The following is a 21532-nucleotide window of genomic DNA, read 5'->3' as shown; positions in this document are numbered from 1 at the left end:
TAGACAATCTTGGCGATATTGGGGCTAAAAGGCTCTTTTTCTCGGTTTTTTGCAAATTGGTAACCATAATATTCGCGAAACCCGCCCCGATAGTCACAAAATGGGGGGCAGAGAATCAGCCCCTCCGGCTTTCATTGGCCTATCCGGGGTTGGTTTGCGTCACGATAACCTGATTTGACGGATGAGGGCGCTTTGCAAGTTCGATATATTCACGGTGAATAACGGCCGCATATTTGCCGTTCAGTAAGGCCGGATGATTCTTCACGAAACCCGAAACCTCGGTGACCGTGCGGCGGTTACGCTCTTCCGGGGCGGCAGTTTGCACCAGTGGGCGGGTTTCGCCGAAAGAGGCAAGCGCCTCTAGCCGGTCCCGACTGATGCCTTGGCTTGCGAAATACGCCACAACGGCTTTTGCCCGCCGCAACCCCAGCGATTTGTTGTAGCTTGATGTTCCGACCAGATCGGTGTGGCCATAGACGCGGAAACGCACCTCGGGGAAGGTCTTGATCCAATCGGCCTGCTGGCGCAGCAAGGGAATTGATCTGGCATCAAGCTGTGCTGAATCGAAGGCGAATGTGATCGTTGACGGCACTTCGCGTGCGAAGCGGCCAGCCAAGGCGATGGTATAATCCTTTTGCCCGGACTGGATCAGGGTATTGTTCATTGTGGCATTGCCGAAATCAGCAGGGGGGCCGCCGACCTCTTGGTTGAAGCCTGGACCGCAAGCGGTCAGCGTCAGGAGGGATGCCCCCAGAAAGAATTTTGAAATCCGCATCCGTTTACTCCATTACATAGCCGTAGGAGCCGCTGAAATCCTGCCGGGCAACTTCGCCGGCCGCACCTTTGCCGGAAGTTTTGCCAAAGAGAAAGAATTCACGCTCGGTCGGGGGTTTTACGCGGTCGGTTGGCAAGGCCAGCGCCTCTCCGCGGGTTGGGGTGACCAGATGTGGGGTAACGATGATTACCAGTTCGGACTGTGCGCGTTGATATTCGGCACTGCGGAACAGCGCGCCGATTACGGGAATATCGCCCAGCCACGGCACTTGCCCGTTCAGGTTCCGGAAGTCATCTTGCAACAACCCGGCAATCGCAAAGCTTTCCCCGTCGCGCATCTCCACGGTGGTTGAGGTTTCACGCCGTTTGAAGGCGTTGATGGTAAAGCCACCCGCCTCCAGTGTGACGGAGTTGTCGATGGAGGAAACCGAAGCGTTGATCGTCAGGTTGATCACATCGCCATCTACCACGACGGGGGTAAAGTTCATCTCTACGCCGAAGGGTTTGTATTCAATAGTTACAGTGTCATCACCACCGGCGACCGGAATAGGGTACTCGCCGCCGGCCAGAAACTTCGCCTCTTGTCCGGAAAGGGCGGTCAGGTTCGGCTCGGCCAATGTGCGGACAACGCCTTTGCTTTCCAAGGCTTCCAGCAGCACCGCAAATTGGAGGCTGCCCGCGGAAAAGCCCAGCGTCATATTGCCTTTGGTGCCCGATGGAGAGCTGTAGTTCCCGCCCGAAAACGCACCTGCAAGAGTGTTGCCATTGGTGAATGCGCCCGAACCGCCTTTGGTGCCAACATCCCCACCTGCGACGGAGCCGTTGAGCCCAAGCGAGGCAGACAGGCTTTTGGAAACGGAGCGCTGCATTTCGGCAAAGCGCACCTTGAGCATGACCTGTTGGGTTCCGCCCACGCTCATCAAATTTGAAACCCGTTCAGGGGCGTATCTGTTGGCCAGATCCAGCGCGCGGTCAAGCTTGACCAAACTGGTTACGGTGCCCGACAATACGATACCATCATTGGCAGTGCGAACTTCGATTTGCTCTCCGGGAAGGATCTGGCGCAGACGCTCTTTGAACTCCGCGATGTCGGGGGTGACATGGACCTCTACATTGGAAATGAGTCGCCCGTCAGCCCCCAAAAGGGTCATCGTCGTACGGCCGGGCGCCTTGCCCAACACATAGATTGACTTCTCCGAGAGGGTGGAGATATCGGCAATGCCCGGGTTTGCGATTGAAAGTTCCGCGAAGGGGGTGTCGCTTTCAACAACCACGGCGCGGTTCATCGGGACCTGCAAAGCGCGTGACGGTGCACCGCTCATGACCCGCAAACTCTGGGCCTCCGCCCCGGAGTAAACGGGCTGGAGTAGAGCAAGGCCAAGCGCCGTAGCCCTCAAAAGGGTCTGCATTCTCATATCACTGCCTTTCAATCGCGCCTCGGTATCTGACGGACCCGAACAACAGGCACACCAGAACAGCGGGTCTATTTGCCCGTCTTGAGGGTATTTTGAAGGTCTTTTGGTTTTTTTGCAAGAATCAAAACCTTAAAGGTCGTTCTTGATGTGGATATGTTGCAACAGAGAGTTTAGCTCCAGCAACCTAGGGCGGTTTAAGTGCAACCAGCCACTAAATCCGGTAGCCCGTTGTGGGACTCAATTGGTGCAGGGGATTGGCATTTCGACCACATCAGCGCCGCGACGGGTTTTGATCGTGCATTCCCGCTCACGCTCTACTTTAACGGGGGCCGTGGTTTGGATGCCCAAAAGGTCGGCGCTGTCGACCTCGACGTTTTCGACAATGGTTTCATCGCCCGCACCCACCAGAGACAGCGAAAGGCTGCCTGTTGCCTGAGCTTGGGCAAGGCGCGCAACCTGTTGTGGTGTGGCTTCAACCGTGACTGTGCGGGCAATCATGGCTGTCCCGGCACTGCGGTCGCTGTTGGCGGCTTGGTCGACGGCAACCACTTTGACGCCCGTTTCAATCAATTGCGTGAAGTTGCTCCGGCTTTCTTGCGTGGAACCGGTCCAATAGATATCAACATTGTCGCTTGGCTGGACAAAGCCCGACACGCCAGAGGCGACATCTACCTTGATGGCAAAGGCACGCTTGCCTTTAGACAGTCGCGACGTCAGGCCGATATCCGCCCCCGGTTCGGTGACCTTCACAGCCAGGATCGGTTCCAGTTTTTCCATCTGACGCAAGACATATCGTGGTTGCTTGTAATCGCCCGGAAACAGGCTTTCTTCTGTCAGGAAAGCACCTTTCGCCAAGGATTTGACCGGAAATGTTGCTAGCTTCACATCATCTTTGGTGATGGGGACACCGTAAGGCATGGTTTTGGTGACGACGTAAACATCGATCAGCTCCCCCAGCTTGATACGGGTGGCTTTCTCGCGCGCAACCTCGACCTGTGCCTGGCTGACATAGCCTTGCACCATCCATACCGCGGCACCGGCAAGAGCCAGTCCAACAAGCAGGACAAGTCCGAATATCATGCGCATTTTGATCCCCTTAACGCTTCAGGGCCAGCGGCCCAAATTCCTATCTGCTACTCTTGTAGCTTAGCTCCACATCGCCGATTTTTTCGCCGATACTTTCAGCAGAGCTATTTGTGATATAGGCGATAGGCATTAACACAATCATACCAAGACCGATGATTGCAGCCGATAAGACGACCCAGTCGACAGTAACCGCGCCGGTTTCTGATTTCCAAAACGTGATGAGCAATTTTTGCATAGGTCAGCCCTCAGTTCTCGATGAGCAACTGATACGGGTCGGTCCCGAATCTAGATGTGACATGTGGTTAAAGTTGGTCTTATAAACGTATTTTTGTGCGGCAGTGCGTAGTAGAAACCTAATTCTTGCAGTAGCCAGGGCCGCACCCTTTCGGAAGCGGCCCTGTATTTCGCATTCAAGCGACGGTAGTGTGGCCAATTACTCGGTGGGCGATTCGTAACCGATTGCTTGGCCTTCGAGGTTGGTTGCGATGTTTTTGCCCATATCTTCGATGCCGCCGCCAACGAGGGTCATTACAACCATGCCGAGGCCGACGATTGCTGCGGTCAGGACGACCCAGTCAACAGTCACAGCACCGGATTCGTCGTTGAAGAACTTGCGGATGAATGTTTTGATGTTCATGGTATTAATCCCTTTCATGGATCGTGTTGTTTCAGGTTCGAAACCGTTTCGGAGCATCTGGTCTTCGTTTGGCCCGCTGCCCGTTGCGGTATGACCCTATATACCCCCTTAAACGTGGCGCGATTGGGGCAAGGATGGGGTCGTTTTTTGATATAATTAACGCTGTGGAAACACTCGATTTCATTAGGGAAACATTAACTTTGTTTGGGGCCTTTCAGAGGGCTTTCGGGGGTGAAATATGGTTAAGGCCAAGACCTGTACAGGATACGGCACCGATGGCGATCCGGGATTCTCTGTAGGTTTTGAAAGAATCGTTGTGGCAATCGCGCCAGATTCGCGCCTAGCCGCCCGTTTTGGGGCCAAAACAGTGGCTCGAGAGGGGGAATCCTGCGATTATCGGAAAAAGAGAAGAAAAAGAGCGGTATTAATATGTCAAAGCGGGCTTTCGCTCTTTTGATTGTCTTGTCGGCAATCGGCAGCTTGGCGGCTGGTGACCCGGTGCTGGCACAAACCACGCCTTATCAAGATGATTTTTCCGCCCGCCGCGTGAAGGTGGATACCGCGAAGACAGGTCCCCGTATTACGGTGCAAATCGATCCGGACGCGCAGGCCAAACGACTGGCCGTGGCCCCGCAGGTCGTGCCCGCTGCGCCTGCGCCGGTCACCGAGGGGGGCGTCCTTACGCCGGGCGCCACCTATGGCTGGTACTGGGATGCGGTGCCCGCTGACCAAGGTGCCAAGGACGGACGCTATACGCTGGCGATGGCCAGCCTGTCGAAAGGTCCGGCGGGGGCATCGGTGCGCGCCCCGCGTTTGCAGCATATGCAAGAGGTAGCGGGAAAATACGGCACCGAAATTTTGAAAGCGACGATCGGGACCAATGTCTCTCCCGCTTTGGTTTTGGCGGTGATCGGGATTGAGAGCGCGGGGCGGGCAGATGCAGTTAGCGTGGCCGGAGCGCAGGGCTTGATGCAGTTGATCCCGGCCACGGCAGAACGGTTTGGCGTAACCGATGCGACGGACCCGGTGCAAAACATCAAAGGCGGCGTGGCCTATCTTGATTGGTTGATGGCAGAGTTTGACCGTGACCCTTTGATGGTGCTTGCGGCCTATAATGCGGGGGAGGGGGCGGTGCGGGCCAATAGTGGCGTGCCACCCTATGCCGAGACCCGCGATTATGTGCCAAAGGTGCTAGCGGCGTGGCAGGTGGCGCAGGGGTTGTGCCTGACCCCGCCCGAGCTTGTGAGTGATCCTTGTGTGTTCAAGGTGATCGCTGCGGGGGGATGAAGGGCGCACAAGACATGCACGCCCTTTTCATTTCGTGGTGTAGGCCCAGCTTAACGCGGGGCCTTTGCTTTTTTCTTGTAGTGGATGATACCATATTCTTCTCAAGTCCACTTGAAGGAGATCTCGTTGATAGACTTTAAAAGGACTCTGTTGCGCAAATCATCTGAGGGACGGTTCTCCCCTTATCGCGGACGGATTTATCCCACGGCCTTTGTGACGGCGATGCCAAGGGCGGTGTATCCGTTCAGGATCTCGGCGACTTGGCGGTCAAAGTCGCGCGCCATCAGCCTCTGGCCCAGCAATTTCACACAATGCATCCGCTGCCCGGCAGGGTTATGCGAAGCATGAGCCCGAATACACAGTGTTGCGGATACTCCCCGGACAAAGGCCTGTAAAATCACAGTTCTTTGAAATCGGCACCCCGTTGGTGATCATCCACAGCACCTCGCGGTTTGCATTGCTGCGATGCTGGCACGAAATGCGCGATCCTACTGTAAATGAGCTCAAGGAGTCCTTGCACTTCCATCTCTGCGTGCCTTTGGCTGTGCATCCCGTTTTTCGATAGAGTTCTGGATACAGAGATAGTTGCTTCTTGTGACTATCACAGGGGATGCTTGGGCAAAAATTACGCGGGCCCCCGGGTTGAAACCGAATGCGAAGCCGGTGATCTCTTCAACGATCGCGCCATTGTTTTTGATTATAGATTGTTGGCCGCATGCACCGCACTTGTAGGTCTTTTCGTCACCGGTGCCCCCAACGGTTCCGCGAGGTTCATTCGATTTGATTTTTCCCGACGGCCTTCCTCTTTTATCACTAGGGTCAGGCGATGATGTAAAAAGCTCGTACTGAGGATTTCTACAGAAGCTGACATAGATCCCAAAACTTGGAAGCGGCAATCGTCTCTTGGACTTTGGCGCAGAAAAGTTCGTGAGTTTGTTCAATCTGAAATCCCCTGAAAAAACCACATCCTGTGGCTATCTGGGAAAAGGTTGGCCAGATTTTGGCCAACCTAAGTTCTTTTCTGCATCACGAAGTGCAAAGAGCTGGCAAGACATGCACGCCCCTTGGATGCTTAACCGACGATGGTCGCCTCGGTCGCGGCACGCAGTTCGGCCTCGGTGACGCCATCGGCGCATTCGACAATGCGCAAACCACCCTCAACCACATCCAGCACGCCCAGATTGGTGATGATCCGGTCCACCACGGATTTACCCGTCAGCGGCAGGGTACATTCCTTGAGCAACTTGGATTCGCCGTGTTTGGAGGTATGGTCCATGACAACAACCACGCGGCCCACGCCGGCCACAAGGTCCATCGCGCCGCCCATGCCTTTGACCAGCTTGCCGGGGATCATCCAGTTCGCCAGATCGCCATTCTCGGCCACTTCCATCGCGCCAAGGATCGCCATCGCAATCTTGCCGCCACGGATCATCGCGAAGCTTTGCGCAGAATCGAAATAGGCGGTCTGCGGCAGCTCTGTGATCGTCTGCTTGCCTGCGTTGATCAGATCGGCATCCTCTTCGCCTTCAATCGGGAAGGGGCCCATGCCAAGCATGCCATTTTCCGATTGCAACGTTACCTCGATCCCCTCGGGGATGTAGTTGGACACCAAGGTTGGAATCCCGATCCCGAGGTTCACATACCAGCCGTCTTGCAGCTCTTGTGCGGCCCGCGCCGCCATTTGGTTCCGGTCCCAAGCCATGATCAAGACGCCTTTCTGACGGTGCGCTGTTCAATGCGCTTTTCGTGTTCACCCTGAACAATGCGGTGCACATAGATGCCGGGCAGGTGAATTGTATCCGGGTCAAGCGATCCCATCGGCACGATTTCCTCAACCTCTGCGACGCAAATTTTGCCGCAGGTCGCGGCGGGCGGGTTGAAGTTGCGCGCGGTTTTGCGGAACACAAGGTTGCCCGAAGGGTCGGCCTTCCATGCTTTGACGATGGCAAGATCGGCAACGATGCCGGTCTCCATGATGTAGTCCTGCCCGTCAAAGACCTTCACATCCTTGCCCTCGGCGATCACGGTGCCAACTCCGGTCTTGGTATAAAAACCCGGGATGCCGGCACCGCCTGCGCGCATCCGCTCGGCCAAAGTGCCCTGCGGGTTGAATTCCAGCTCCAACTCTCCGCTAAGGTACTGGCGCATGAATTCCGCGTTTTCCCCCACATAAGAGGAGATCATCTTTTTGACCTGCCGGGTTTCAAGCAAAACGCCCAAACCGAACCCGTCCACGCCCGCGTTGTTCGATGCAACCGTCAACCCCTTGGTGCCCGCATCCCGAATGGCCGCGATCAACAGTTCCGGAATGCCGCAGAGGCCAAAGCCACCGGCGGCGATCATCATCCCATCAAACAGTACGCCATCCAGCGCCGATGATGCGTCTTTATAAATCTTCTTCACAGAAGCTCCCCCGCAATTTGATAGTCGAAGTTTTGGCTGACCCCCGAGGCGAAGTCAATTGCGCTGGCGAAGCCCTTTTGCGCTATCGGGTAAGTGAATTCGGGAAAATATACGAAAACTGCTTGAAGCGGAGGCATTGGCAGGCTTATCAGTGACCTGTGGCTTTTTGTCGGAGCGGGTCTTGGGCCCGTCGTTCGAAGATAATGCCGGATGCGGGCGTGCTGGAATGGTGGACAGACCAAACTTAAAATCTATCTTTGTGAACTAAAAAGAATAACGATTACATAAGCTTAAGGTCTGTTTGTCTGTTGACAGCCTTACATAAGCCATCTACGCCTGATTGATTGACTTTAAACAGGTTGATAATAGGCAATCTTGGAACCGTCACCCCACGTGGTGGAATGGTAGACACATGAGACTTAAAATCTCCCGGCTGAATGGCCGTGCCGGTTCGAGTCCGGCCGTGGGGACGGTTCCAAAGATGCACTATACGCTAACCTTTTCAATGACTTCTTTGCAATGTTGAATGGTCATTTCTTTGGCGCGTGTCATTGCAAGGTGCTTGTTTATTAGCTCAACCACTTCGGCCCAAGTAACGCTCGGGGCAAGTGATACGATACCCTGAGCAAAGGCTGGCGCCGAAACAAAGGTGAGGTCAAAACCTTTTTCCTCATATTCTGCCACAACAGCCTCCAATTCCATCCCTGCCTTGGCGTTCGGGCCATAGATGGAAATAAGCCTGGAATGGCCCGCCTCTGCCACTTTGCTTGCTGCATGATCTACATCAGGCCGCGTGAATGGTTTGTCCTTGGCTTCGGCACAGTGTCGCAGGGGTTCGCCATCTGCCTCAAAGACATCAATGCCTGCAACTTCGTTTGACGAAGCGCCCCTCTGATTTGCCGGATGGGAAGAAACTTTCAACTCGCCCCCATTCCCCTTTGCCATCAATTCAAAGAGCAACGCCACGCTCAAAGCGCTCGGATCAATTCAAGCAGCTTGGCCTTGCTGATGTAGGTTCCGAAACGGTCTGCCTCGAATGCCCCGGCCCGGGGTAATCCCCCCTAAAATTAGTAGTGTTCAACAGTAGAATTTTCTCGGCAAGATATCTGAGGAGATTTACGCTGAAGAACGGACGATTTAGCGACGCACAGATCATGCACTGCTCGGCAGCACATGTTTACATGCGTGAGAGGGGCGGTGTTGAAGCAGGCTGAAGGCGGTACGCCCGTCTCAGAGCTTTGCCGAGAGCATGGGATGAGCAGCGCCAGCTTTTACAAATGGCGGGCCAAGTTTGGCGGCATGCCCTCTCGGGCTTTTGCTTTGCAAAACCCTGCCGGGTAACAGATGCGTCCTAGATTGCTGAGATGAAGGATATGGCCGAACAGAACCGTTGCTTCAAGAAGATGTATGCCGAGATGAGCATGCAGAATGATCTGCTGAAGGAGGCGCTTGGAAAAAATGTATGGTCCGCCCCGCTATTGCAAGGTTTTCGTGTGTGACGCTCCGGCTTGCGTAAATGTATCCGGCCTCTGATCAGTCAGCCGCTTTTGGCGACAAGGCCTTGATGAGATTCGCCCCTTGGGTTCCAGATTAGTAACACGGGATCATGTCCCGCTTTTTTCGCGTGGCTTACCCATGGTCGATCAACCGTTTGGTCATCACGTCCCCTGCAATGGGTTTTGCGGTAAAGGTCAGCTTAAGCAGCTGCCCCTTTCGAGCGCAAATAGACGGTGCCGGGTTGTGTCAGGATCGCCCAGACAATCCTTGTCAGTTTGTTTGCCAAGGCCACAACGGCTTTGTTGCGGTGTGTTCGGGCTTCTAGCGCATTCAGCCAGCGCCCCAAGGCATGGCTTTCCCGGTTCAGATGCAAAAAGCAGGATCGCGCCCCGTGGATGATCAGACGGCGCACATATCCGTTTCCGCGCTTACTGATCCCAAGAAGAGTTTGCTTTCCTCCGGTCGAATATTCTGCGGGCACCAGCCCTAGCCATGCAGCCATGTTGAACCGCCCCTTGTTTGCCGGAGAGCGTTTGTTTCGAATGTTAGGCTGCTTTTTCATTTGGGTTCAAGGTTGCATAGAACATCTCCTCTGCTTCATGCGGCGTGACATATCCGATGGCACTGTGCAGGCGCTTGGTGTTGTACCAATCGACCCATTTCAGCGTTTCCCATTCAAGCTGGCCCATTGATTTCCATGGGCCGAGCAACTTTGTAACCTCAGTTTTGAACAGGCCAATGATGCTTTCAGCGAGGGCATTATCGTAGGAATCTCCCACGGTTCCGACAGATGGATCGATCCCAGCGTCCGCCAATCGCTCAGTGTATTTAATGGACAAATATTGAGATCCGCGGTCGGAATGATGTATCAACCCGCCGCCTTTTTCAGGGCTGCGCTGACAGATCGCCTGGTTCAAGGCATCGAGCACAAAGGCTGTTGTCATCGATGTTGAGACCCGCCAGCCGACGATCCTTCGAGAGAAGACGTCGACAACAAATGCGACGTAAACCATGCCCTGCCATGTGGAAACATAAGTGAAGTCACTGACCCAGAGCTGGTTTGGGGATTGTGCTTTGAATTCGCGGTTCACTTTATCGTCCGGACACGGCTGAGAGGCATCGGGGTTCGTCGTGATGACTGGCTTGCCGCGAACAACGCCCTGTAATCCCATAACTTTCATCAAGCGTTCGACAGTGCATCGGGCGATGTCCTTGCTCTCACGGCGCAGTTGGTGCCAGACCTTTCTGGCGCCATAGCGGCCACGACTTTCATCGTGAACGCGCCGGATTTCCACGCTGTCCGTTACGTCTTGGCGCGCCCTGTTTGAGGCGAGCCGGGGATCTCGTCTGATCGCCGAATTTGCATAGTAGGACGATGGTGCGACCCGCAAAATCTTGCAGATCGACCCGACACCAAAGTCCGTGCGGTAATCTTCAATGAATGAAATCATTTCCTGAACGGGCGGTCGAGTTCCGCCTGAGCAAAATACGCAGAAGCCTTCTTCAGAATCTCATTTGCTTGGCGCAGTTCCCGAACCTCACGCTCAAGCTCTTTGATCCGGGCCTTCTCCTCACAGGTGGGACCGTTGCGGGCACCAGCATCGCGTTCAGACTGACGGCACCATCCCCGCAGGCTATCAGGAGCACAGCCCAGCTTGGGTGCAATTGCCTGATAAGCAGCATTGTCACTGCGATATTCCGAGCGTTGTTCATTGAAAAGCCGAACGCCGCGCGCGCGGAACTCAGCCGTATAAGACGGGATATGTTTGCGTTGTGTCATAAGGGTTATCCTTGGAGAGTTTTACTCTCCGGTAAACCCGGGGCGGTTCATGTCTCGGGCTTTGCGGAATTGTTTGCCATCACCGGCCGCCGCCACAAGTGCTGTTGCGCCCAAGGGGCCAATGCCAGGGACGCTCAGCAGTCTGCAGATCGTCTCATCCTCTTTGGCTATTGCCTCGATCTTTGCGCTCAAAGCTTTGACCCGATTCTCGATGTAAGCAAGATCATCCAGAAGATCGTTCAGCAGGCCTGCATGCTGCTTTGGCGGGATCGGGATGGTGGTGTGATGATCAATATCGGCTCGGTTGCGGGCATCCGTCCGCGCCCCGGCCTGACGTGGTACAACTCGTCCAAGGGGGCGATCAATCTGATGACCAAGTCACTGTCAGTGGAATTGGCACCGGACAACATCCGTGTCAATTGCATGGCCCCTGTGATGGGTGCGACCGGCCTTCTGGAGCAGTTCATGGGCATGGAAGACACGCCTGAAAACCGCAAGAAATTTATCGCGACCGTGCCGATGGGACGGCTAAGTGAGGCGCGCGATATCGCCAATGCGACGCTTTATCTTGCGTTGTGCGATGCTGGATTCATCACGGGCGTCGTCCTTGAAGTTGATGGTGGGCGTACCATCTAAGATGCACTGATTTATCCCGGAGCGTTTCAGGTCCGTGCCCATTGGCGCGGACCTGTTTCGTGGATCGAGGTGCCGGTTGTGTCGACGGCAACGGTTACCGGCATATCCTTGACCGTGAATTCGCGGATCGCCTCCATTCCCAGATCATCATAGGCCACGACGCGTGCCGCCTTGATCGACTGCGATACCAGATAGGCCGCGCCACCGACGGCGATCATGTAAATCGCACCATGACGGCGGATCGCCTCTATTGCTTCCGCGCCGCGCTCGGCTTTGCCGATCATGATCTTGAGGCCGGTGGCCGCCAGCACCTCCTCGGTGAATTTGTCCATACGGGTTGCGGTGGTGGGTCCGGCCGGGCCGATGATCTCACCGGGGACGGCATCAACGGGGCCAACATAATAAAGCGCGCGCCCCTTCAGGTCGACGGGTAGGGTGCCGCCTGCGCGCAGGGTTTCGACCATGCGTTTATGGGCTGCGTCGCGACCTGTGTAGAGTGTCCCCGAGAGTAAAAGCGTCTCGCCCGATTTCAAACCGGCCAGCACCTCTGCGTTTAGATTATCAAGCGACAAACGACGCCCGACGGGGCCTTGCCCGTCGATCTGTGGCCAAAGCGACAGGTCTGGCGGTGTAAAGACCGCCGGGCCATCGCCGGTAAGCGTGAAGTCGATATGCCGTGTGGCAGCGCAATTTGGGATCAGTGCGACCGGCATCGAGGCGGCATGTGTGGGATAGGTCGCGATCTTGACGTCAAGTACAGTGGTTAGGCCCCCCAACCCTTGCGCGCCGATCCCCAGCGCGTTGACGCGGTCCAGTATCTCCAACCGCATTTCCTCGACACGTGTCGCGGGTCCGCGCGCGCGCAGGTCGGTGATATCTATGGGTTCGTTCAGAGAGGCCTTGGCCATCGCCATTGCCTTGTCCACGCTACCGCCCACACCGATGCCCAGCATACCCGGCGGGCACCAGCCAGCGCCCATCTGTGCGACACGGTCCACGACCCAATCGGCAACGCTTCCCGAAGGGTTCAGCACCGCGAATTGGGTCTTGTTTTCGGACCCGCCGCCCTTGGCAGAGACGGTGATATCCACCGCATCGCCCGCGACCAACTGGACCTGCACCATGGCTGGCGTATTGTCCCCGCTGTTGCGTCGGCTATCCAGCGGATCAATGATGACGGAGGCGCGTAGCGGATTCGTTTCGAGTTTCCAGGCCGCGCGCACGGCGTCGTCTATCATGTCCTGTAGGGGGCGGGTCCAGTCGGTGCGGGCCTCGACGCCGACTTTGACAAAGACATTGGCCGTGCCGGTATCCTGACAGATCGGGCGGTGTCCGGTTGCGCACATGCGCGAATTGATCAGGATCTGTGCGATTGCGGCCTTGGCCGACGGACTTTGCTCGCGTCTGTAGGCGTCTGCCATGGCAGCGATAAAATCGGGCGGATGATAGTAGGAGATATACTGTAGCGCCTCGGCGACGCTGGCAATCAGGTCGGCCTCCAGAATGCGCGCGCTCATACAACAGCCTCGCCGCAATCGGAGACCTGACGCGCGGGGATGATCTTCGCATCCGGACCAATGACCTTGGCAAAGCGGTCATGGCGGCGGGTCGGCACGACCAGGGGCAGGTCTATACGATCGATCGGGGCTGGCATCAGGGGCACTCCGGTATCAGAATTTACCCTTACACCCTAATGCGTCAACGCTTTTCCCGCCAGACCTGCAAGGTATAGTCTGGGTCTATGTCACCCCAGTGTTCCGGCTATTTCCGGGCGGGGCCACAATCGGGCATCATACCGGCGACATGGGGCAAGGAGTACAAATTGGCAGGTGATCCGGATAGGCGATTGGCGGTTTCGGTCGAACAGACCGTGGCCGCGCCATATGTTTCGGAACGCCTAGCCGATGCGTGCGCAAGAAGGCCTGCGTGATGCAGGCGAGACTTGTTGTCAGAGCGGCGTTGCACGTCTGGCCAACCTAGCAGGTATCGCAGCACAAATTGGCGACAAACGGCGTCCTGATCGATATGGTGGCAAGCCCGAGGTCATGGTCCATTCGACTAGGGTTCGCAGAGTACCGGTAAAGAATTGCAAGGTCACTACTTCGATTGAGGCTGACACAAGCCCGGTTCAAAACCAGAGCAAGTGTTGAAGTTTTCTTGAAACGGGGCATTCGACAGCTTTCTGGCGCGTGCTGCGGGGGGCAGGTGGATCGGTTTGGAAACCTTTCGATGATGCGAATTACAGAATCTGTGGCCTTGGCTTGTCTGAGCTCACCTGAAGACTGCAGTCATGGGTGAATAGCCTGGTGATCTGGCTGGCCTTCATTGGTCGCGAAAATAAGAAACCTTGGGTGAATTCGAAGCCGATCGTTCTGATGGCGTCCATTTCTTCTGCGGTCTCGATACCTTCTGCGACAACCCGACAGCCATTCGCGCTTGCCAGATCATGGATGGATCGCAAGAAAATACGGCTGTTGACGCTTGTCCTGCTTTGGGCCACGAGGGAACGGTCAATCTTGATTACGTCGAAGTCATGTTGATCGAAAGTGCTGAAGGATGAATACCCCGTTCCGAAATCGTCGATCGCCATCACGATCCCCTCGGCGCGCAGACGGACGATGTTGGCCCTGACTTTTTCGCAGTCGACGAGCGCCTCGGCCTCGGTAACCTCGAGCCAAAGCCGGTCTGGTGTCAGGCCTTGGTTCCTGATCAACGTCAGGATTGAATCCGCAAGGCCGTGTGTCTTGAGGTCCGAGGCGTTCAGGTTAACGCTGATAAATGTGTCCTTTGGCCAATTGGCGGCGACCGCAGCGGCCTTGCGCAGAACCAATTCGTTGATTTGATCGCTCACGCCAATTTCGCGGGCAAGCGTAAGTATTTCCAATGGCGGGATGGCACCGAACTCCGGGTGTGTCCATCGAAGCAGGGCTTCCGCGCCAAGTACAGCGTCTGCGGGTCCGCCATTGATCGGCTGGTAGTGGACATCGAGACTATTCGTTTCGATCGCTGTAAGTAAGTCCATCGCGAGGCGGCGGTTCCGGCCAATTTCAGCACCTATCTTCGCGTCATAAAACCGGGCACGGCGTTTCCCGGTGGATTTTGCATTGTAGAGCGCGCGGTCCGCCTCGAGTTCCATTTGCGCCAGTCCGGACTGACCGCTATGAGAGATGCTTGCTCCGATGCAGCACGAATAGGCAATGTCCGATTTGCCGAATTGAAAGCTTGAGCGGAGTACCCGCAAAAGCTCAAGCACAATCGTTTCACCGTGCACAGCATCACGGCACTGCATGAGGGCGAGGAATTCGTCGCCGCCTTTGCGCGCTATGAGTGCGTTCTCAGGCAGAGTTTTGGTCAGTTGGCGCGAGATGGTTAGGATCAACTGATCCCCGGCTGCGTGACCGTGTTGGTCGTTGACGGTCTTCAGATCATCCGCGTCTATGAACAAATAGAGATTGTAGGCGCCGGGTGCCGCCCTGCTTATCATACGCTCACCACGTTTGGAAAATTCCCGGTAATTCAAAAGGTCGGTCCACGAGTCCAGCATCGCCAAGCGTTCGCGCTCTTCGGCGGCCAGTGTCTCGGCAGTGATGTCTTTAACGTATCCGAGGTACCCCGATGCCTGTAGTTGGCTGCCCCCGAATTGCCGCGCAGCAACTTTAAGAACCCTGCCGTCTTTTCGTATTGTGATGCCTGTTCCGCCAAGGTCGGCAAGGGTATCTGCCGTCGGGACCTGCACGCCATCATCCGCGGCAGGCAGAGAAAACCCGGCTATTTCCAGCAGATCAAACAGGTTGGTTTTCTGCCCCACAGAGGCTTTGAGGCCGATCATTTGCAACAGTGGCGCGGCGTCCGTGATAAGGTCAAAGTTTGTCGTGGCCCGCCAAAGATATTGGCCGCCTTCTCCATGGTAGGTGTCGAGCAGAAGGTTGGTCATATCCCGCTGGCGCTCTGCCTCGATCCTTGCGGCCAGCTCGAGAAAGAAGATACCGTTATGCCGATGGATCGCCATTAGTATGATGACTGCAAAGGCGATAATTATCGTCATAAAGGGAAGAATGTGCCCGGTGACGCCGCCAAGAACGGCGTATAGCGCGGCCGCCAGCAAGATTCCCGTATAAGAGACCGCAGCAAGTGGAACCGGATAGAGTGAAAGTGCGCCACCAGCGATCATTCCGGCGGTCATTGTCGAGATGAAGGCGAACTCGACCAAGGAAGCCTCGTCGAGGAGGGCGAGCATAGGGTAGCACCAAAACAGCGCCAAAAGGACCGAGGTGATGACGATTTTGCCTGTGCCACGCTCGCTTGATGTCGGACGGAGAGGCGCGCGTAAAAAGTGGCGGGCGGCCCGAAAATTCTGAGCGGCAAAGAAAAATATGATTGCCGCCCACATCAGTGTCGAAAAGTGCAAAGAGCCTAACTCGACTTCGATCAGTAGAAGCGCGCTTGAGTTAACGATATTTGCGGCCATCATGATTGTGGAGATCGATAGAACCGCTCGGATCTGTGCCTGACGGATGGCGCCGATATCGGTCTCGTTGACATTGACAACGCCCGCCACTCTCATGCGGCGGGCAATGAGGTGAGACGTGAACCGATCAGATAGGCGCCCGATGAGGGAGGCGAAAATCATGGGCGAACTCCTAAAACGATTAAGGAGTTCTGAACGAAAAATATTAACTACTTGTTAAGATTGTAGCTGCCGGTGCATTCGTCACGCCTACCTTGCTAAAAGACGACAAGATCTGAAACAAATTCGCCCTCGTTTTATACGCCGACACGACGTAAGGCGTGGTCGAAGATGGTGCCGCAACCCCATTTTCCTATGTCTGCCCGCTGCCTTTGAGATTTGGTGGCTGGGCCAGCTTTTTGCTGTGGCTGTGTAGAACAGAGGTGGTCGCGGGAATTCGGACCATTTGTTAAGATGGATTTCTTGATGCGAGAGATGATCCAGAATGATGAAGAGAAAGAACCGCGCGCCCGAGTTCAAAGCCAAGGTTGCGCTTGAGGCGATCCTTGAGGAGATGACGCTTTCTGAGCTGTCGAAGAAGTATGGGGTGCATGCGACCCAGATCAGCACGTGGAAACGTGCGGCGATTGAGAACATGGCTGCGACGTTTGGGCGACGAGGACCCGATCCTGATATGCCCAGCTCGGCTGATATAGCAAAGCTGCACTCAAAGATTGGGCAGCTTGTCGTGGAGCGGGATTTTTTTGCCGGTGCCTCGGTTCAACTGCTCGGGACGCGAGGCAAAAAATGGTGAGCAAGGATCATACCTCATGTCAGACTATCGTTATCCGATCCTGGATGAAGCCGCCCCAACGCCCGAGCAGTAGCCCGCCTTTAAGGTGATCGCAGGGGGTAAGGCCGAAACCGAACTGGCGTTCTATCGTTTGGTCGAAAATTCCATCCACGGGCACGCAGTTTGTTGGTCAGGTCCGCAAGAGCTATCTTTCGATACCGGTTGGCTGTGTCGGAAGGGCACCAATCACCTTGATCTACCAAGCGTTGAATTGCTGCCTTTAATAGGACTGGCCGTCGCTCCCGCATGAGGAGCGTGCCAATCGGCTTCCTTACACAGCCCCTACTGCTGCCCCGTTCTAAGGCTATTGTGCCGGAAGAGGGGTGCTGTTCTGGTTTTCCCGCATAAGCCGTTGGGCGGCCATGCCCGGATCAGATCCCCATACCGCAATCCAGCGGTAAAAGACCGGCGTTAGGAACAGGGTAAAGACAGTGGCAAAACCAAGCCCGCCGACGATGACCCAGCCGACGGCGATGCGCGCCTCTGCTCCGGCGCCAGATGTAAAGATCAGGGGCAAGCCGCCAAAAACCGTTGAGACCATCGTCATCATCACCGGCCTGATCCGAAGCCGCAAGGCATCGCGGATTGCGCTATCGATATCTTGGCCATCCTCACGCAACTGATTGGCAAATTCGACGATCAGGATACCGTTCTTGGCCATTACCCCGATCAGCATCACCAGCCCGATCTGGCTGTAATAGTTTAGCGACCCGCCGCTAAGCGAGATTGCCAAAAGCGCTGCGGCAAGGCCAAATGGCACTGTCAGCATGATAACGACAGCGCTGGCAATGCTTTCAAATTGCGCGGCAAGGACGAGGAAGACCACAACGAAGGCCACACCGAACACGATGAACATCTCGGTCTGGCTGTCGCTTAGGGTGGCCGCTTCGCCGGTGAACGTCAGGCCCATGCCGTCGGGCAATATCTCGGCGGCGATTTCTGTTACGCGGGACATCGCGGTGCCAAGATCGACGCCTTCGGCGAGGTTGGCCTGTACCGAGACCGCCAGAGAGCCGCCCTGCCGTTCCAGCGTCGACTGGCTGACAACCGGCACCAACTCTGCTGCGGCGGACAGGGGGACATAGCTGCCACCGGGCAGGCGCAACTGGATGTTTTCCAAGTCTGAGGGATCATTGATCGGCTGGCCACCCGGAACGATATTCACGTCGGTTTCAATATCGTCGCTGAATACAGAGACGGCCGTTTTGCCCTGAACCATCGCGCTTACGGTCTGGGTGATCTCGGCCTCGGTCAGGCCAAAGACGCTGGTCATTTCCGGATCAACGCGCACCTCATATTGGGCCTGCACTGAATCATTGGAAAGCTGGGGGTTGAGGAAGGCTTCATCCTGCGCAATCGCGGCAACAAGGGCATCGGCGGCCTTTGTCATTGCTTCGACATCCTTGCCGGTGACCGCAAATTGCAACCCTTGCCCCGCGCCCCGAATATTCAGGCTGTTGGTAGAGCGTGCACTGGCCTGCACGCCGGGAACCTGCGCCAGACTTGTGCTGATTTCATCGATGATCTGCGCTTGGCTGCGGTCACGTTCGGACCAATCGGGAAGGCGCACAACGATAAAGGCGCGGGTGCCGCCGCCGACACCGATGATGCTTTGCACGGCGGCAATCTCACCGCTTTCCTGATAGGGGGTCAGGATCTCTTCCACCATGGCCACTTGGGTATCAAGATAGTCGATGGTCGTATCCGAGGCCCCCCGCGCCTGGATCAGGAAGAAACCCCGATCCTCTTCTGGGGTGATGCTGGATGACAGGGTGCCTGCGGCCCCTGCAGCGATGATGACGAAACCGCCCGCAATGGCCAGCACAAGCAATGGCATCCGGATCGCGCGGTCCATCACCGCGTCAAAGCTGCGCGCGGCAAAGCCGGGTTTGACGGGGGCTGGCGACGAAGCGTCTACCTTGCCCGGGTCAAGAAAGGCGGCCATGACGGGGGCCAAGGTCAAAGCGGTGATCGAGGATAGGGTCACAGCAAAGGCGAGCACAAAACCGAACTCGCTGAACACGCCGCCTGCCTGACCGGGCAAAAACGAGATGGGGATGAACACGGCGGCAAGCGTGGCCGTGGTCGAGATGACGGCGAAAAACACTTCGTTTGTGCCAGCGGCTGCGGCGGCAAAGGCGCCCATGCCCTGTTTGCGTTTGCGCACGATGTTCTCGATCACCACGATGGAATCGTCCACCACCATGCCGGTTGCCAAAACCAACGCCAAGAGGCTGATGGTATTGACCGAAAAGCCCGTCAGCCAGATCGCAGCAATGGTGCCGATCAGCGATACAGGGATGGTTACGGCAGGAATGATCGTGGCGCGCGGCGACCGCAAGAAAGCAAAGATTACCACAATAACAATCACTGTGGCCAAGCCGATGGACTTCATGACCTCGCTTAGCGATCCCGCAATAAAGGTGCCGTCGTCGGATGTGACGATAAGCTGAACACCTTCTGGCAACGATGACTGCAGCTCTGCCACCGCAATGCCCACATCCTTGGAGATGGCCAGCGTGTTGCCCACGGATTGGCGCGTGATGTCCAGCCCAACGGCGGTTTGCCCGTTGACGCGCGTCACTACCGCGCCGTCTTTGGGAACCAGCCGCACAAAGGCCACATCCGAGACCCGCGTTTTCGCATCGATCGGCACCTGACCGACCATGGCGGTTGTCACATTGGCATTGCCGACGCGCAGCGCAAGGGTTTGGGAGTTCGTTTCCAGCTGCCCCAGCGGCGTGTCATCGCGCAGGGCCGAAAGCGCGTCGGATACGTCAAAAACCGTCATGCCGCGGCTCAGGAGGGCGGGCATATCAAGGGTCACAAGGAACTCGTTCGGCCGGTCGCCGCGCAACGTAACCTCGGCAATGCCGTCGATAACGGAAAGCCGGTCATAGACCGCACCTTCGGCCAATGCAGTCAGCTCATCAAGGCTGGCATCGCCCAAAAGCGCAAGACGAATGATCGCGTCGGCATTGCTGTCGCTTTTCGACACACTCGGGTCATCCTCAAGTGCGCTTGGCAACTGGCGCAGTGTGCCGGAGATAATCTCGCGGGCCTCATTGGCAGCAACATCCACATCGGTGCCCTCAGAAAGGTCAATGGTGATGCGGCTGGAGCCGGTAGACGAGGTGGACTCGATATAGGAAAGCCCCTCGAGTGCGCTGAGGGCGTCCTCAAGAACCTGCGTAACCTCGCGGTCAACCGTACTTGGCACCGCGCCCTCATAGGTGGTGCGTACCGACAAAACCGGCTGGTCCACATCCGGCATTTCCCGCACATCGACAGAGGCTAGTGCCGCCAGGCCGGCGATAAGGATCAAAAGGTTGATCACAATGCCGAAAATCGGGCGGGCGACGAATAGATCCGCAAAGCCGGATCGGGTTTTAGGGGTGCTCGGCGCGGTCATTTCGGTTCCTCGGTCGCGGTTTTCTTATCGGCCGTGCGCGGAGGGCGTCCCTTGCCATTACGTGCCCCGCCCGCCGTGGAAATCTTGCTGCCGGCGCGCAGTTTATGCGCGCCCTCTGTCACCACCAACGTGCCTTCGGCAATATCGGCATCAATCCAGACAGAGTCGTTTTGCCGGAACAGGATCGTCACGGGTACCTCTTTGGCGGTGCCGCCCTCATCCACCCATACGCTTGACCCGGAGCGGGACCACGTGATTGCGGTCGAAGGGATCATCGGCAGGGGCGCGCTTTCTTGCAGCAGGCGCACGGCAAAGGTCATGCCCGGCCACAAAAGCGCATCGGAATTGTCGATCCGGGCCTTTACCGTCACGCTGCGCGTCACCGCATCGATCCGGCTGTCAAAGGAGATGATCTCTCCGGTGATCACCTTGCCGGTAAACGCCGAGGTCGAAACCAGAACTTCTTTAGCCTCGGCCAGCAGCCCGATTGCGCGTTCGGGCAGTTCGAATTCCACCAAAAGCGTATCGGCCTGATCAATGTTGACGATGAAGTCATTGGCGCTAAGCCTGTCGCCCACTTGGATATCACTTAGCCCTAAACGCCCGCTGATCGGGGCAGGGATGCTGCGCTCATCCAGCGCAACTTCGGCCAGACCGACGGCAGCCTCGGCCAGCCGAAGGGCCACCTGCGCATCTGATATGGTCACATCGGTGACGGTGGAATTGCCACCCTGTCGAAGGCGCTCATATCGCGTGACCGTATCCGAGGCCTGTTGCAGATTGGCCTGTGCAATTTCAAGGTTCAATGCTTCGGTGCGACTGTCAAAGCGGAGGAGGACATCGCCTTCGGTGACTTCGCGGTTTGCCGATAGGTTCGCCTCGACCACGGTCCCCGCGCTGTCCGATACAATATCGACGCTGCGCAAGGAGGATGCAGTGCCGATTGCGTTCAAAATGCTCTCATAGGGTTGCATTTCCAGCGGGGCGGTCACGACGGTTGTCGTGTTGGAACGCTTGCCCCGGCCTGCGGGGCGGGCACCAGAAGGGCCTGCCGACGTTGCGGCTGTTGTGTGGGTCCCTTCACCAGTACCGGGCGCGATAAGCGCTGAAACCGCTGTAGGCACACCAAAAGTAAGGGCATAGGCCCCAAACAAAATGGCGGCTGCCATCCCCAAGCTTATCAGTCTGCGCATCCGTTAATGTGTCCTAGCCAGTGCATTTAGAGCGTTATACGTTGGTGTAATGCGTTTCCGTTGGAAGAAAATGAATTTTTCTGACGCGGCGGAAAAGAGCACATAGGCCATA

General features: G+C 56.4%; 17 protein-coding genes, 1 tRNA gene, 4 pseudogenes and 1 other annotated feature. Of the genes and pseudogenes, 5 read left to right on the top strand and 17 right to left on the bottom strand.

The genetic code is table 11. From position 1 onward, the window contains the following. Positions 1 to 139 precede the first annotated feature (139 nt). From EOK75_RS16455 to EOK75_RS16435, 5 genes are all read right to left on the bottom strand, one after another. Entirely contained in the window at positions 140 to 775 is a 636-nt protein-coding gene (locus EOK75_RS16455) for an OmpA family protein (protein WP_137195124.1), read from the bottom strand. A gap of 4 nt (positions 776 to 779) precedes the next feature. Next, positions 780 to 2189, bottom strand: coding sequence for a type II and III secretion system protein family protein (locus EOK75_RS16450; protein ID WP_137195123.1), 1410 nt, complete (start codon positions 2187 to 2189; stop codon positions 780 to 782). Between the two features lie 237 nt (positions 2190 to 2426). Beyond that, entirely contained in the window at positions 2427 to 3275 is an 849-nt protein-coding gene (gene cpaB / locus EOK75_RS16445; protein ID WP_137195122.1) for a Flp pilus assembly protein CpaB, read from the bottom strand. Positions 3276 to 3315: 40 nt separating this feature from the next. Beyond that, on the bottom strand, positions 3316 to 3510 hold the full coding sequence (locus tag EOK75_RS16440; protein WP_137195121.1) for a hypothetical protein: 195 nt from the start codon (positions 3508 to 3510) through the stop codon (positions 3316 to 3318). A gap of 198 nt (positions 3511 to 3708) precedes the next feature. Then, positions 3709 to 3912, bottom strand: coding sequence for a Flp family type IVb pilin (locus tag EOK75_RS16435; protein ID WP_137195120.1), 204 nt, complete (start codon positions 3910 to 3912; stop codon positions 3709 to 3711). A gap of 429 nt (positions 3913 to 4341) precedes the next feature. Between EOK75_RS16435 and EOK75_RS16430 the strand changes: the two genes are divergently transcribed. Then, positions 4342 to 5199 (top strand): lytic transglycosylase domain-containing protein, encoded by an 858-nt coding sequence (locus EOK75_RS16430; protein ID WP_137195119.1) that lies wholly within the window; start codon positions 4342 to 4344, stop codon positions 5197 to 5199. Between the two features lie 197 nt (positions 5200 to 5396). Here the strand turns inward: EOK75_RS16430 and EOK75_RS16425 are convergent. The 3 genes and pseudogenes from EOK75_RS16425 to EOK75_RS16415 all read right to left on the bottom strand — a co-directional run. Next, positions 5397 to 5519 (bottom strand): annotated as a pseudogene (locus tag EOK75_RS16425) (IS5/IS1182 family transposase); the annotation flags it as partial. A 752-nt stretch (positions 5520 to 6271) separates the two neighbouring features. After that, positions 6272 to 6901 carry a 3-oxoacid CoA-transferase subunit B gene (locus tag EOK75_RS16420; protein WP_137195118.1) on the bottom strand — a complete coding sequence of 210 codons (630 nt, stop codon included), beginning with the start codon at positions 6899 to 6901 and terminating at the stop codon, positions 6272 to 6274. Positions 6902 to 6903: 2 nt separating this feature from the next. Then, positions 6904 to 7602 carry a CoA transferase subunit A gene (locus EOK75_RS16415; RefSeq protein ID WP_137195117.1) on the bottom strand — a complete coding sequence of 233 codons (699 nt, stop codon included), beginning with the start codon at positions 7600 to 7602 and terminating at the stop codon, positions 6904 to 6906. A gap of 387 nt (positions 7603 to 7989) precedes the next feature. Here EOK75_RS16415 and EOK75_RS16410 point away from each other — a divergent pair. Further along, positions 7990 to 8072 (top strand) — tRNA-Leu (locus tag EOK75_RS16410). A 16-nt stretch (positions 8073 to 8088) separates the two neighbouring features. On the opposite strand, the gene EOK75_RS16405 is transcribed toward EOK75_RS16410, so the two are convergent. Continuing rightward, positions 8089 to 8568: a restriction endonuclease, SacI family gene (locus tag EOK75_RS16405; protein WP_240794138.1), complete on the bottom strand. Its 480-nt coding sequence runs from the start codon at positions 8566 to 8568 to the stop codon at positions 8089 to 8091. 188 nt (positions 8569 to 8756) lie between these two features. Here EOK75_RS16405 and EOK75_RS16400 point away from each other — a divergent pair. Continuing rightward, positions 8757 to 9065 (top strand): annotated as a pseudogene (locus EOK75_RS16400) (transposase); the annotation flags it as partial. A gap of 233 nt (positions 9066 to 9298) precedes the next feature. Here the strand turns inward: EOK75_RS16400 and EOK75_RS16395 are convergent. From EOK75_RS16395 to EOK75_RS21590, 3 genes and pseudogenes are all read right to left on the bottom strand, one after another. Then, positions 9299 to 9604, bottom strand: a pseudogene (locus EOK75_RS16395) (transposase); the annotation flags it as partial. Positions 9605 to 9644: 40 nt separating this feature from the next. Continuing rightward, positions 9645 to 10879, bottom strand: a protein-coding gene (locus EOK75_RS16390; RefSeq protein ID WP_137192325.1) for an IS3 family transposase whose coding sequence is annotated in 2 segments (ribosomal slippage) — positions 9645 to 10585 and positions 10585 to 10879 — 1236 coding nt in all. Because the reading frame shifts where the segments join, the coding sequence is not laid out codon by codon here. Next, positions 10476 to 10592 (bottom strand) — a sequence feature (AL1L pseudoknot). It overlaps the preceding gene by 117 nt. A gap of 21 nt (positions 10880 to 10900) precedes the next feature. Next, positions 10901 to 11071 carry a transposase gene (locus tag EOK75_RS21590; RefSeq protein WP_168199275.1) on the bottom strand — a complete coding sequence of 57 codons (171 nt, stop codon included), beginning with the start codon at positions 11069 to 11071 and terminating at the stop codon, positions 10901 to 10903. Here EOK75_RS21590 and EOK75_RS16380 point away from each other — a divergent pair. Beyond that, positions 11072 to 11515, top strand: a pseudogene (locus EOK75_RS16380) (SDR family oxidoreductase); the annotation flags it as partial. Between the two features lie 26 nt (positions 11516 to 11541). Here EOK75_RS16380 and EOK75_RS16375 read toward each other — a convergent pair. From EOK75_RS16375 to EOK75_RS16370, 3 genes are all read right to left on the bottom strand, one after another. After that, complete coding sequence (locus EOK75_RS16375; protein ID WP_137195114.1) at positions 11542 to 13032, bottom strand: fumarate hydratase; 1491 nt, start codon at positions 13030 to 13032, stop codon at positions 11542 to 11544. Beyond that, a complete protein-coding gene (locus tag EOK75_RS20915) occupies positions 13029 to 13169 on the bottom strand; it encodes a hypothetical protein (RefSeq protein WP_168199274.1) in 141 nt (46 codons plus the stop codon). Before EOK75_RS20915 ends, EOK75_RS16375 begins: the two co-directional genes overlap by 4 nt. A 585-nt stretch (positions 13170 to 13754) precedes the next feature. Next, a complete protein-coding gene (locus EOK75_RS16370) occupies positions 13755 to 16145 on the bottom strand; it encodes a putative bifunctional diguanylate cyclase/phosphodiesterase (RefSeq protein ID WP_137195113.1) in 2391 nt (796 codons plus the stop codon). A 322-nt stretch (positions 16146 to 16467) separates the two neighbouring features. Here EOK75_RS16370 and EOK75_RS16365 point away from each other — a divergent pair, with 322 nt between their 5' ends. Next, positions 16468 to 16776 carry a transposase gene (locus EOK75_RS16365; RefSeq protein ID WP_137195112.1) on the top strand — a complete coding sequence of 103 codons (309 nt, stop codon included), beginning with the start codon at positions 16468 to 16470 and terminating at the stop codon, positions 16774 to 16776. Between the two features lie 343 nt (positions 16777 to 17119). On the opposite strand, the gene EOK75_RS16360 is transcribed toward EOK75_RS16365, so the two are convergent. Beyond that, positions 17120 to 20227 carry an efflux RND transporter permease subunit gene (locus EOK75_RS16360; RefSeq protein ID WP_137195111.1) on the bottom strand — a complete coding sequence of 1036 codons (3108 nt, stop codon included), beginning with the start codon at positions 20225 to 20227 and terminating at the stop codon, positions 17120 to 17122. Then, positions 20224 to 21420 carry an efflux RND transporter periplasmic adaptor subunit gene (locus tag EOK75_RS16355; protein WP_137195110.1) on the bottom strand — a complete coding sequence of 399 codons (1197 nt, stop codon included), beginning with the start codon at positions 21418 to 21420 and terminating at the stop codon, positions 20224 to 20226. Before EOK75_RS16355 ends, EOK75_RS16360 begins: the two co-directional genes overlap by 4 nt. Between the last annotated feature and the right edge of the window lie 112 nt (positions 21421 to 21532).

This window comes from Pseudorhodobacter turbinis (genome assembly GCF_005234135.1).
Classification (GTDB): domain Bacteria; phylum Pseudomonadota; class Alphaproteobacteria; order Rhodobacterales; family Rhodobacteraceae; genus Pseudorhodobacter; species Pseudorhodobacter turbinis.
Note: the sequence above shows the minus strand (reverse complement) of the source record. Positions and strands in the feature narration are given on the sequence as shown.